The sequence below is a fragment of the Mesorhizobium sp. M0045 genome, assembly GCF_040323385.1.
GTDB lineage: Bacteria > Pseudomonadota > Alphaproteobacteria > Rhizobiales > Rhizobiaceae > Mesorhizobium.
The window spans coordinates 335,685-347,597 of the sequence record NZ_JAMYUY010000005.1; the positions used below are offsets into that span (position 1 = coordinate 335,685).

The window sequence follows — 11,913 nt, forward strand, 5'->3', positions numbered from 1 at the left end:
TGTGCGTCCCGGCTCCCTCACCTAAACCGCACATTTTCCCTGGAAAGCTCTGCCACCGACCTGCATCCCATCAGCCGCATGCCGCGTTCGATCTCGGTTCGCATCAAGCCGAGCGCCCGTTCGACGCCGGCCTGTCCGGCGGCTGCCAACGGGAACAGATAATACCGCCCGACGCCGACGGCCTTGGCGCCCAGCGACAGGGCTTTCAGCACATGCGTGCCGCGCTGGACGCCGCTGTCGATGATCACGTCTATCTTGTCGCCCACCGCGTCGACGATCTCGGACAGCTGGTCGAAGGGGCTGCGCGAGCCGTCCAGCTGCCTGCCGCCATGATTTGACAGAACGATGCCGCTGCAGCCGATGTCGACCGCCTTTCTGGCATCGGCGACGCTCATGATCCCCTTCAGGCAGAACTGTCCGTTCCAGAAGCGGACCATGTCTTCGACGTCCTTCCAATCCAGCGACGGGTCGAGGATCTCCGTGAAATAGCGGCTGATGGAAAGCGCTCCGCCGCCGAGATCGATATGGCCGTCCAACTGCGGCAGGCTGAACTTTTCGTGGGTCAAATAGTCGATGGCCCATCTCGGCTTGATCGCGAACTGCATCATGCCGCCGAGCGTAAGCCGAAAGGGGATGGAAAAGCCGGTCCGCAGGTCACGCTCGCGGTTGCCGCCGGTGACGCTGTCGACCGTCAGCATCATCACCTCGACGCCGGACGCCTTGGCGCGCTCCATCATGGCGTGGTTCAGGCCGCGATCCCTGTGGAAATAGAACTGATAGACCTGTGGCGTCCTGTGCTGGCGCACTTCCTCCAGGCTGACCGTGCCGAGCGACGAGACGCCGAACATCGTGCCGAACTTCTCCGCCGCCGCGGCGACGGCGCGCTCGCCGCTATGGTGAAACAGCCGCTGGAGAGCCGTCGGCGAACAATAGACCGGCATCGCCAGCTTCTGGCCCATGACGGTGACCGACATGTCGACCTGTCCAACGCCGGCAAGGACGTTGGGGACGAGATCGCAGTCCTCGAAAGCCGCCGTGTTGCGCCGCAGCGTCGTCTCGTCGTCCGCGCCGCCATCGATATAGTTGAAGATCGGGCCTGGCAGGCGCTGTTTTGCCAGCCGGCGGAAGTCCTGAAAATTGTAGCAGTTTTGCAATCGCATGAAATCAATCGGGTATATGCCGGGCCTGATGTCAAGCCTGTGCCATTGTCGATCGCCGGCGCTCAGCCCGCCACAGCGCCAACCGACTCCCGCTCCACCAGCGGGCATTCGAGCTTGGTTACGGGATAGCGGCTCCGGCCGCGACCGGGAGCAGCGGGGACTTCCAACTGCTCGATCGCCCATTGTCCCATCGCCATATGCGGCAGGATCGACGTCGTCAGCGGCGGGAACAGATGCCGCGCGATCTCCTCGTCGTCATAGCCGACCACCGAAATATCTCCGGGGATGTGCAGGCCGGCCTCCTTCAGCGCCTCGTAGCAGCCGATCGCGGTCCGGTCGTTCTGGCAGAAGATGGCGGTCGGCCGGTCCTTCAGCGCCAAGAGCTTGACGGTCGCGGCATAGCCGGCGCTCGCTGACCAATCGCCTTCGACGACCAGCGCCGGGTCGAACGGGATGTCGGCCGTCGCCAGCGCCCGGCGGTAACCTTTCAGCCGGTCCTGTGCCGCCTGCATCCAGGGCTCGCCGGTGATGGTGGCGATACGGCGATGGCCATAGCTGATCAGGTGCCGGGTCGAGCTCTGGCCGCCGGCGATCTCGCTCGGCACCACGGCGGGGAAGGCATAGTCGGCGGTGTAGCAGTTGAGCAGGATGACCGGAATGTCGAGGCCGTAGAGATAGTCCGGCGCGACGATCTCGCGGGTGAAGATGGTCATGTAGATCAGCGCCGAAATGCCCCGCTTGGTCAGTGCCGCAATGGCCCGGGGCTCCATCACCTCGTCGCCCATGGTCTGCGCCACCAACACTACATTGCCGGCGTTCCACGACGCTTGCCGCGCCCCTTCAATGGCGACGACCGCCTCCGGGCTGGTCGCCAACTGGTCGACGGCGAAGCCGATCACGCCATCCAGCCCGTCGAATGCGGCAACCGGGGCTCGCAAGGCAGAAAACACCGGCGGCGAATAGCCCAGCGTTCGCGCCGTCTCGATCACCCGCTCTCGGGTTTGCTGCGACAGCCTGATGCCCGGCGTGTTGTTGAGGACGAACGAGACCGTCGCCTGCGAACAGCCGGCGACCCTGGCGATGTCGGTCATGGTGACGCGGCCCTTGGGGTTTTTCCCGGACGGCTTGCGCCGCCTGGTACCCTCAAGGACGGGATCACGCAGTGGTTCGTTCATGTCGTTGGTACCTCGAATCTCGCGTTTATAGGGCGAAGCGCTACTAATAGATATAATCGACCCTTCTTGGGCGATGTAGTCCCCGGTTCAAAACGGTTGCGACTGGGGAGGCCTCTCTCCTTTGTGGCGAGAATCTCGACCAAACTAATACTCTTTACTAATATCCGGCATCCCTATAACGTCAATCCATCATGCCCGGACGACGTCGGACCGCGCATGTTCGGAACGCAGCCAGCCTGGTATCGGACGGTTCCCGTCAGCCGAAGCTTGCCTGCCGCTCCGGGAAATGTCAGACAAATCGGACTATTTACGAACGGCGAATGAGTCTCTAAAGTCGACGATCGCGGCTGGAATGGCGTCGTTCTTCGCTGCCGGAAACCCTTGAGGAGGAGGGCGTCCAAGCCGCGCCGGCACGTTCATCATCAGCGAAAATTACTGAGTCAACATGGGAGGTTGAATATGAAATCTGTGATACGAAATGCGTCCGTCGCCGCTGCGGCCCTGCTGCTCGGCCTGTCCGCCGGCGCAATTGCGCGGGCCGACGACAAGCCGACACTGGCCTTCGTCGTCAACGGCGCTTCCGATTTCTGGAAGGCGGCGGAAGCCGGCGTAAAGAAGGCTCAAGGCGAACTGCCCAACTACAAACTGGAACTCAAATATCCGGAGCAGTCCTCGGTCGCCATCCAGCAGCGCCTGATGGACGATCTGGTGACGGCCGGCGTGAAGGCGATCATGGTCTCGGCCGTCGATCCCAAGACGTCGACCGACGGGCTGAACAAGATCGCCTCGGAAACGGCGTTGTTCACCACCGACAGCGACGCGCCGCAGACCAAGCGTGTCGCCTATATCGGCTCGTCCAATGTCGATGCCGGCAAGCAGGCGGCGGAGATCGCCAAGAAGGCAATGCCTGACGGCGGCAAGTGCCTCGGCTTCGTCGGCCTGCTCGGCGCCGACAACGCCAAGGAGCGCATCCAGGGCATGAAGGAAGGTCTCGCCGGCACCAAGATCGAATTGGTCGACGTGCGTGGCGACGACATCGATCAGGCTCGCGCCAAGAAGAACGTCGAGGACGCGCTGGTCGCCAGCCCCGACGTCACCTGCATGGTCGGCTTCTATTCCTACAACACGCCGCGCATCTATGAAGCGCTGCGCGATGCCGGCAAGCTCGGCCAGATCACCGTCGTCGGCTTCGACGACGATCCGATCACACTGGGCGGCGTCAAGGAAGGCACCGTCGCCGCCACCGTCGTGCAGCAGCCCTTCGAATGGGCCTATCAGGGCATGAAGCTGATGGCTGCCTATCTCGAGGGCGACAAGTCGGGCATTCCCGCCGATGGCCTGATCATCATCCCGACCAAGATCATCGGCAAGGACGATGTCGACGCCTACGCCGCCAGCCTCAAGGCGATGTCTGGAAACTGAGCGAATTAGGTTGCGCCGGCTCAAGGTTCGCCTTGAGCCGGCGTTCTATTGACGGGCCTCGCGCGGCTCGTCAGTCTGAGGCCAAATGGCTCACCGGCTGCTGTCAGGCGTGATGAATTATTCCGACCCATCCATCGTTGCATCTGCGGACGCTCCGTTCCTGAGCCTCAACGGTGTGCGCAAGACCTATCCCGGCGTCGTTGCGCTGGACGGATTCTCGATGGAGGTCAGGCCCGGCGAGGTCATTGGCCTGGTCGGCGAAAACGGCGCCGGCAAATCGACGCTGATGAAGATCCTCGGTGGCGTGACCAGGCCGGACACCGGCACCATCACCGTCGATGGCGTCGCCCATGACGGGCTGACTGTCGAGGCCAGCATCGGCTCGGGCATCGCTTTCGTCCACCAGGAACTCAACCTGTTCGAAAACCTCGACGTGGCCGCCAATATCTTCTTCGGCCGCGAACCGCTGCGCGCCGGGCCGCTCAAGCTCGTCGACCGCGCCAGGCTGCGAGCGCAGGCGGCGCCGCTGCTCAAACGCGTGGGCGCCAATTTCTCGGCCGATACGCCGGTGTCGGCGCTGTCGCTGGCGCAGCAGCAAATGGTCGAGATCGCCAAGGCGCTGTCGATCAAGGCACGGTTGGTTATCCTCGACGAACCGACGTCCAGCCTGCCGATCGCCGAAACCGACAAGCTGCTCGGTGTCATCAAGGCGCTGAAGGCAGACGGCATCGGTGTCATTTTCATCTCGCACCGCCTTCACGAGGTCGAGCGCGTCGCCGATCGCGTCGTCGTGCTCAGGGACGGAATGCTCGCCGGAACCTTGCCGAAGAGCGCCATCAATCATGACCAGATGGTCAAGCTGATGATCGGCCGCATGCTGAAGGAGCGCGAGAAGGCCGCAGAATCGGCGCGCCCGCCGGGCTCCGTCGCGCTGTCGGTCAAGGCCATTCGCACCGCCGCCTATCCTGACCGGCCCGTCGACCTCGATGTGAGGCATGGCGAGATCCTCGGCCTGGCCGGCCTCGTCGGCTCCGGCCGGACGGAACTGGCGCGCGTGCTGTTCGGCATCGACAGGAGCTTTGGCGGCTCGTTCCAGCTTGACGGAAAAGACCTGGTTCTTGGTTCGGCCGCCGACGCAGTGGCCAACGGGATTTTCCTCGTCCCGGAAGACCGCAAGCTGACCGGCATCCTGCTCGACCTGTCGATTGCCCAGAACATCTCGCTGCCCAATCTGCCGGCGCATTCGCGGCGCTCGCTGGTCTCGGCCAGCGCCGAGACCGCCACCGCCGAGAAACAGAAGACCGATCTCGGCATCAGGGCGCCCTCCGTGCAGACGCGCACCGGCACGCTGTCGGGCGGCAACCAGCAAAAGGTCGTGCTGGCCAAATGGCTGGCGATGAAGCCGAAGGTGATGATCCTCGATGAGCCGACACGCGGTATCGATATAGGCGCCAAGGCCGAGATCTACGGGCTGATGCGGGCGCTGGCCGATGCCGGGGTCGCCGTGCTGATGATCTCCAGCGACATGGAGGAGGTGATCGGCGTTTCCGACCGCATTGCCGTCATGCATGAGGGCCAGATCTCCGGCATTCTCGACAAGGACCGGTTCAGCCAGGAAAACGTGCTGCTGCTGGCGGTCGGCAAGCAGCCGAAGTAATTCGCAGGCGTTGGGAGAAGACGATGAGCAAGAAAGATCTCGGCCTGCTGATCCTGATCCTGGTGGTCGGCGCGGTGGTGGCGATCATCAACCCGCGCTTCCTGCTGCCGATCAATCTCGCCAACACCTCGAACCTGATCGGGCTGTTCGGCATCCTGTCGATCGGCCAAGCCTTCGTCATCATCACCGGCGGCATCGAATTGTCGGTCGGCTCGGTGGTTGCGCTACTCGGTACGCTGTTCATCGATTTCATCGCCGTGCGGGAGATGGAGTGGCCTCTCGCCTTCGTGCTGATCATCGCGCTCGGCGCCACCATCGGCCTGATGCATGGCTGGCTGATCACCCGGCTGAAGTTGCAGCCGTTTGTCGTCACTCTCTGCGGCCTGCTGATCTATCGCGGCGTGGCGCGCTTCTACACTGCCGACGGCACCGCCGGCTTTGCCTTTGGGCAGAACTTCCCGGAACTCGAATTCCTGACGGCGGGGCGGTCCTGGGGCGTGCCGAACAGTTTCATCGCGCTGATCGTCATCGCCGTCGTCATGTGGGTGGTGCTGCACCGTTCGGTATTCGGGCGCTATCTCTACGCCATCGGCAAGAACGAGGAAGCGGCAAAATATTCCGGCATCCGCACCGGCCGCATCGTCATAGCCGCCTATGTCATCTGCGGCGTGCTGACGGCGCTGTCGGCTATCTATTTCGCCATGTACACACGCTCGATCTCGCCGGCGAGCCACGGCCAGTTCTACGAACTCTACGCCATCGCGGCAGCGGTGCTCGGCGGCTTCTCGCTGCGCGGCGGCGAAGGCTCGCTGATCGGCGTCCTGCTCGGCACGGTGCTGCTGCAGGAGCTGCAGAACCTCGTCAACCTGCTCGGCATCCCGTCCTCGCTCAACTTCGCCGTCATGGGCGGGGTGATCCTCATCGGCGTGCTGGTCGACCAGCAATGGGGCGTGTTCAGGGCGCGGCGGCGGATGCTGGAAGCTACCCGTAAGGGCGTGGCGGGTGCTGTCGCGGAATGACGCAAAAATAGCTGGATGAAATGCGCCGACTGCCATTGGCAGGCATCAAAAAGTTGGCCTGAGCTTCGCGACAGCAGTTCAGATTAATCTCCATTTGGAACGAAACCCGTATCGAAGCGTTTATTTAAGCTTTGCTATGCGGAGGCGTCCCATGCCCACGAATCCAGTAAGTACCGCAAAGGTCGGAACTCACCCTCTCCACCCGATGTTGATACCTTTTCCTGTCGCGTTTCTTGTCGGTGCCTTTGTCACCGACCTGGTTTTCTGGGGAACTGCCGATGCTTTCTGGGCACGGGCATCGATGTGGCTGATCGGGGCAGCCATCGTAATGGCCCTTCTCGCCGCGACAGCCGGTTTTATCGACTTCCTCAACGAGCCGCGCATTCGCGCCTTGTCGGACGCCTGGTATCACATGCTGGGCAACCTGACGGCGGTCGTTGTGGTACTGATCAATTTTTATCTTCGCTATGCCCAAGGCGCCGAAGCCGCGGTCCGACCATGGGGTGCGCTCTTGTCGTTCATAGTGGTCTGCATACTGCTGTTCACCGGCTGGAAGGGCTGGGAAATGGTGTATCGCCATCACGTTGCAGTTCTGGATACACCAGCGGATGCGCCAGTGAAGCCTTCGACAACCACTGCCACCGATACTCGTCACGCTGGTCGGGACCGGCACGCCGCATGAGGCCATAATCCCGAAAAGGGGGTACCGGCTTCCAAAGATATTGGTTAGACAAGTAGCGCCCATACCGAATGCATCGGATGGGCGCTACTTTAGATAAGGCCCGACATGTCGGAGAAGGCCATGGCCTTGCGCAGCACCTCGGCGAAGCGCTCGCCGGCGGCTTCACGAGGGCCGCTATTGTCGATCGAGGTGACACCCGGTCCGGACAGCGCCACATTGGCACTGCGCGCCAGCCGTGCCAGCACTTCGCCGCGCGACTCGCGACCGCGCAATGCCAGCCGCTCGGCCAGGATATCCGGTGTAGCCGTGATCTCGACGACAGCCAGATTGGCGTAGCGCTCCCGCAGCGCCGGGATGATCGCGCGCGAGACGTTGGCGATCGCGACACGGCCGTTGGAGACCGACCAGTCGACTTCGGCCGGGATGCCGTAGTGCAGGCCATGCGCCTCCCAGGAAATGGCGAAGGCGCCATCCGCTTCGGCCTCGACAAAGGCAGCATCGGCGAGCGTATCGTGATCCTCGGTGGCCGCATCGCTCGGCCGGGTGATCACCCGGCGCACGAACTCCAGCCGGCTCTCGCCGGCAAACACCGCGCGCGCATAGCCGATCACCGTGTCCTTGCCGGCACCGCTCGGCCCGACGACGGCGACGAAGACACCGTCGCGGATCGGAAATCCCGCGGCGGACAATTCACGCTCGACCGATGCCGACACCATCATGCGACCCGGCGTCCCTGCCGCCAGACCGTGCGGACGACCGGGACATGGTCGTCGACGCGCACGCGAACCAGATCGGCGCGCCGGCCGGGCTCGATGACACCGCGATCGGTGAGGCCGACCGCCTCGGCCGGGTTCTTCGAAACCATGGCCACAGCCTGCGGCAGCGAGATACCTTCGACCACGTCGCCGAGGAAGAAGGCCGACTGGATCAGGCTGAACGGAATGTAGTCCGATGACAGTATATCGAGCAGGCCGTCGCCGGCCAGCGTGCGGGCCGAGACATTGCCCGAATGCGAAGCGCCGCGCATGACGTTCGGCGCGCCCATCAATACGCCGAGCCCTGCCTTTTTCGAAGCCCTTGCTGCCTCCTCGGTGGTCGGGAACTCGGCGACGCGCACACCTTGCTCGATCGCTTCGTCGACATGGCCGACGGTCGCGTCGTCATGGCTGGCGAGCACGATGCCGCGCTCATGACAAGCCGCGGCGATGAAGCTGCGGTTCGGGCTCGAGTTCCTCGCCGATTCAGCCATCCGCTTTTCGCAGAATTTCTGGAAATCGCGATCCGTAAGCTTCAGCTTGCGCTGATAGTAGTAGGCGTAGGTCTCGAGATCGACGAATTGCCGCTGTCCCGGCGCATGGTCCATCAGCGACGCCAGCCTGACCCGCTCGTCACCGTCGAAATTGGCGAAGGCTGGAAGGCAGTCCGGCGCCGAAACCTCGCAGCGCAGATGGATGAAATGGTCGGCCCTGAGCCGGTCCTGCTGGACACTGTCCTCGATCGCGTCGGCCAGCTTGCGTATGTCGGCAGCCGTCAGGTCCGCATCCTCGTCCATGCCGACGCGCAAGGCGTCGAGCACGGTGGTGATGCCGGCGGTCGCCACCTGCGCGTCATGGGCGAGCACCGCGGCGATCGGGTTCCAGCGCACTTTCGGCCGTGGCGCGTAATGGCCTTCGAGATGATCGGTGTGGAGTTCGACCAGGCCAGGGATGATGAAGTCGCCGCCCATGTCCTCGCCGGTTCGGCCAGCGCCGGGAGCAATGTCGGCTATCACGCCGTCGCGCAGCACGATCGACCCTTGGACGATCTGGTCGGCTAGCACGATCCGGGCGTTGTCAAGAACAGTCTCGGCGGTCATTTCAAGCAGTCCTTGCAGGATTTTGCAGCCAACTGGACCAATTGGCGTCGCACAAACGCGGTTAGAGCAAATAGTCATTAGGCAGTTCTTCTGGCCGGGCGGCGCCCGAGCGCGTGATGGGACAGCACCATGAACGGCGCGCCAGGTTCAGTTTCCACAAACAGCGTCAGCGCGTCCACCGGCACCGGCCTTTGCAGCACGCCCGCAAACAGGCTGTCGATTGCTAAGCGAAGACGAGGGCTTTCCTGTGACGAGACCCGGCCGGACAGCGTCATGTGGAAGCGAAACGTCTCGAACACATAGGGATAACCCCATTGGCAGAGATTGCGGAACTCGTCGGGCTTCAGCGAATCGGGGCTGCGCCGTTCGATCTCGGCTTCCGTCAACGGCGCGCGAAAGCGGTCGAAGTCGCGCACCACATCATCGGCGAAGCGGTTGAGCGACGGCAGCGGTGCTTCCGGCACCAGCGCGAAGAAGCCGTCGATCTGGCTGACGACGAGGCGCGGGATCGTAACCACCGGCGTCGCCTCGGCAAAATCGTCGAGTGCCGCGCGAAGCGAGGTTTCCGTCTCATTGGAGGCCAGTCGAAAGGGCGCCTTCAGCGTCGCATGAAAGCCATAGCGGCGCGCCGAAGCGGTATGGAAGGCAACTTCTGCCGCCGACAACTCGCCTACTGCCTCGACCGGCTTTGTGGCGGCACCGAATGGGTCGCGGCCGAGCCAGTTGGCGGCGATCCGTGCCAGCGGTTCGTCCTGTCGGGGGGTGAAATAGATCGCGTAGCGCATCGAAAGTCCTTGTCAGCCCCGCTGCCATAGGTGATTTCCATGACGAATTGACGAAGCTTTGCGGCGTTTTCGGTAACAAAACCACACAGCCGGGTCGTTAGCCGACGATTTTTCGCTTGGACCAGCGGTTGGGGCGAAGGGAAGTGGTCAGGCCTTCATCAGCCATTCGTGCTCGGGCGCGTTGTGGAATTTCCACGTCCGCTTCGGTCCGGCCATGACGTTGAGATAATAGAGATCATAGCCGTGGCAGGCTGCGCAGGGGTGATAACCCCTGGGTACCAGCACGACGTCGCCGTCCTCGATAGCCATCGCCTCGTCGAGCGAACGAGCACCGCTCTGGTCGGCGTCGGTGTAGACGCGCTGGAAAGCAAAGCCCTGTGGCGGGTTGAGACGGTGGTAATAGGTCTCCTCCAGATAGGATTCAGCCGGCAGATTGTCCTGGTCGTGCTTGTGCGGCGGATAGCTCGATGTGTGGCCGCCGGGTGTGACGACCTCGACCACCAGCAAGGAATCGGCCGGCTTGCCTTCCGGCAGGATGTTGGTGACATAGCGCGTGTTGGTGCCTTTGCCGCGAACCTCCTGGCCGAGATCGTCGGGCCCGATGACACGGACCGGCAGACCGCCGCCCAGTCCTGGCGCCGAGCAGACGGCAAGTTCGAGATCGGTATCGGCGCTCACCGACCATTCCGACCCCTGCGGCACATAGACCGACCAAGGCTTGCCTTCGAACGGCGACATGCGTTCGCCCAGCAGGCCGAGATCCTTGCCGCCGGCTTTGGCCTTGCCCTTGCCGGTGACGAACACCAGGCAGACCTCACGATCCGCGGTTTGCCCGGAAGCGCTCTCGCCGGGCCTCAGCCGATGCAGATCGAAGCCGACATAGGTCCAGCCGGCGTTTTGCGGCGTCACATGAGCGACGCGGCCGTGGCCCTTATTGGCTTTGATGAGCAGCTTAGGCATGGTCATTCCTTCGGTTTGGCGTCCGCCGATGGCTTGTCCTCGTCAGCCGGCTTGTAGAGATAGAAGAATTGCCAGACAGCATAGCCGGCGAAGCCGAGCGCGATCACGCCCCAGAACGGCGTGCCGGTGGCGAATTCGATCACCGACCAGACCAGGCAGACCGCGACAACGGCAACGCGCCGCCACAGCGGCCGGAAAAACGGGTGCTCGGAGTCTTTCATCGGATCACCCCCGGCATCGGATCAGCCCTTCCTCGCGAGCCTCAAGCATTGGGAAAGCCTTGTGTCTCCACCGTATAGCCGGCCGCTGTCATCACCCGCATCAATTCCTTGTAGCCGACCTGCGCCATCTTGAGCGGCGGGTTCTTCTTCGGATCCTGCTCGGCCTCGACCACGAACCAGCCTTCATAGCCATGGTCGGCGAGCCTCTGGACGATGGCGCCAAAGTCCAGCGAGCCATCTCCCGGCACGGTGAAGGCACCAAGCGCCACCGCATCGAGAAAGGATTGCCTGCTACGATCCAGCTTGTTGATCACCTCCATGCGCACGTCTTTCACATGCACGTGGTTGATGCGCCGGTGGTGGTTATCAATAGCGCGCAGCACATCGCCCCCGGCAAAGGCCAGGTGACCCGCGTCGAGCAGCAATGGAATGCCTTCTCCCGAATAGCGCATGAAGGCGTCGAGCTCTGGCTCGGTCTCGACCACCGCTGCCATGTGATGGTGATAGGAGAGCGGCATGCCTTGCTCGGCACACCATTCGCCGAACTGCGTGAGCTGCTTCGCGTAGGCTTTCATCTCATCGTCCGAAAGCCTGGGCTTGCTGGCGAGGGGTTTCGAACGGTCGCCCTGGATGGAGCGGCCGACTTCGCCATAGACGATGCAGGGCGCATTCACCGCCTTGAACAGATCGATCATCGGCTGGATACGATCCTTGTTTTTCGCCATGTCTTCATTGACCAGCGTCCCCGAGAACCAGCCGCCGCAAAGGGTCACGTCGGCCTCTTTCAGGATCGGCAGCATGATTTGCGGATCGTTGGGAAAGCGGCGGCCCATTTCCATGCCGGTAAAGCCAGCCGAGCGCGACTGGCGCAGACACTCCTCCAGCGACACATCATCGCTGAGTTCGGCAAGATCGTCGTTCCACCATGCAATGGGGGACATGCCCAGTTTGGTTTTCAAGTCGTCACTCCAATTTCG

At 62.9% G+C, this 11,913-nt stretch carries 12 protein-coding genes; 4 read left to right on the top strand and 8 right to left on the bottom strand.

Annotated features, from left to right (window positions below; genetic code table 11):
- Nucleotides 1-17: 17 nt before the first annotated feature.
- On the bottom strand, nt 18-1,160 hold the full coding sequence (locus NKJ72_RS11140; RefSeq protein WP_352477058.1) for an alpha-hydroxy acid oxidase: 1,143 nt from the start codon (nt 1,158-1,160) through the stop codon (nt 18-20).
- Nucleotides 1,161-1,222: 62 nt separating this feature from the next.
- On the bottom strand, nt 1,223-2,251 hold the full coding sequence (locus NKJ72_RS11145; RefSeq protein ID WP_502895627.1) for a LacI family DNA-binding transcriptional regulator: 1,029 nt from the start codon (nt 2,249-2,251) through the stop codon (nt 1,223-1,225).
- Between the two features lie 543 nt (nt 2,252-2,794).
- On the opposite strand from NKJ72_RS11145, the gene NKJ72_RS11150 reads away from it, so the two are divergent.
- The 4 genes from NKJ72_RS11150 (at nt 2,795) to NKJ72_RS11165 (ending at nt 7,115) form a co-directional block, all read left to right on the top strand.
- Nucleotides 2,795-3,757, top strand: a complete 963-nt coding sequence (locus tag NKJ72_RS11150) for a sugar-binding protein (protein ID WP_352477060.1) — start codon at nt 2,795-2,797, stop codon at nt 3,755-3,757.
- Between the two features lie 112 nt (nt 3,758-3,869).
- Nucleotides 3,870-5,414, top strand: a complete 1,545-nt coding sequence (locus NKJ72_RS11155) for a sugar ABC transporter ATP-binding protein (protein WP_352477104.1) — start codon at nt 3,870-3,872, stop codon at nt 5,412-5,414.
- Nucleotides 5,415-5,437: 23 nt separating this feature from the next.
- A complete protein-coding gene (locus NKJ72_RS11160) occupies nt 5,438-6,433 on the top strand; it encodes an ABC transporter permease (RefSeq protein WP_352477061.1) in 996 nt (331 codons plus the stop codon).
- Nucleotides 6,434-6,584: 151 nt separating this feature from the next.
- Nucleotides 6,585-7,115: a DUF2231 domain-containing protein gene (locus NKJ72_RS11165; RefSeq protein WP_352477062.1), complete on the top strand. Its 531-nt coding sequence runs from the start codon at nt 6,585-6,587 to the stop codon at nt 7,113-7,115.
- Between the two features lie 89 nt (nt 7,116-7,204).
- On the opposite strand, the gene phnN is transcribed toward NKJ72_RS11165, so the two are convergent.
- The 6 genes from phnN to iolE all read right to left on the bottom strand — a co-directional run bounded on the left by phnN (nt 7,205) and on the right by iolE (nt 11,895).
- A complete protein-coding gene (gene phnN / locus NKJ72_RS11170) occupies nt 7,205-7,834 on the bottom strand; it encodes a phosphonate metabolism protein/1,5-bisphosphokinase (PRPP-forming) PhnN (protein ID WP_352477063.1) in 630 nt (209 codons plus the stop codon).
- Complete coding sequence (locus NKJ72_RS11175; protein WP_352477064.1) at nt 7,831-8,970, bottom strand: alpha-D-ribose 1-methylphosphonate 5-triphosphate diphosphatase; 1,140 nt, start codon at nt 8,968-8,970, stop codon at nt 7,831-7,833. The genes phnN and NKJ72_RS11175 overlap by 4 nt, the downstream gene beginning before the upstream one ends.
- A 77-nt stretch (nt 8,971-9,047) precedes the next feature.
- Nucleotides 9,048-9,755, bottom strand: coding sequence for a DUF1045 domain-containing protein (locus NKJ72_RS11180; RefSeq protein ID WP_352477065.1), 708 nt, complete (start codon nt 9,753-9,755; stop codon nt 9,048-9,050).
- A 147-nt stretch (nt 9,756-9,902) separates the two neighbouring features.
- Nucleotides 9,903-10,715 carry a 5-deoxy-glucuronate isomerase gene (iolB, locus tag NKJ72_RS11185; protein ID WP_352477066.1) on the bottom strand — a complete coding sequence of 271 codons (813 nt, stop codon included), beginning with the start codon at nt 10,713-10,715 and terminating at the stop codon, nt 9,903-9,905.
- Between the two features lie 2 nt (nt 10,716-10,717).
- Nucleotides 10,718-10,936: a DUF3329 domain-containing protein gene (locus NKJ72_RS11190; RefSeq protein WP_254815905.1), complete on the bottom strand. Its 219-nt coding sequence runs from the start codon at nt 10,934-10,936 to the stop codon at nt 10,718-10,720.
- 41 nt (nt 10,937-10,977) lie between these two features.
- The gene (gene iolE, locus NKJ72_RS11195) at nt 10,978-11,895 is read right to left on the bottom strand and encodes a myo-inosose-2 dehydratase (RefSeq protein ID WP_352477067.1); all 918 of its coding nucleotides are present in this window, start codon (nt 11,893-11,895) and stop codon (nt 10,978-10,980) included.
- Between the last annotated feature and the right edge of the window lie 18 nt (nt 11,896-11,913).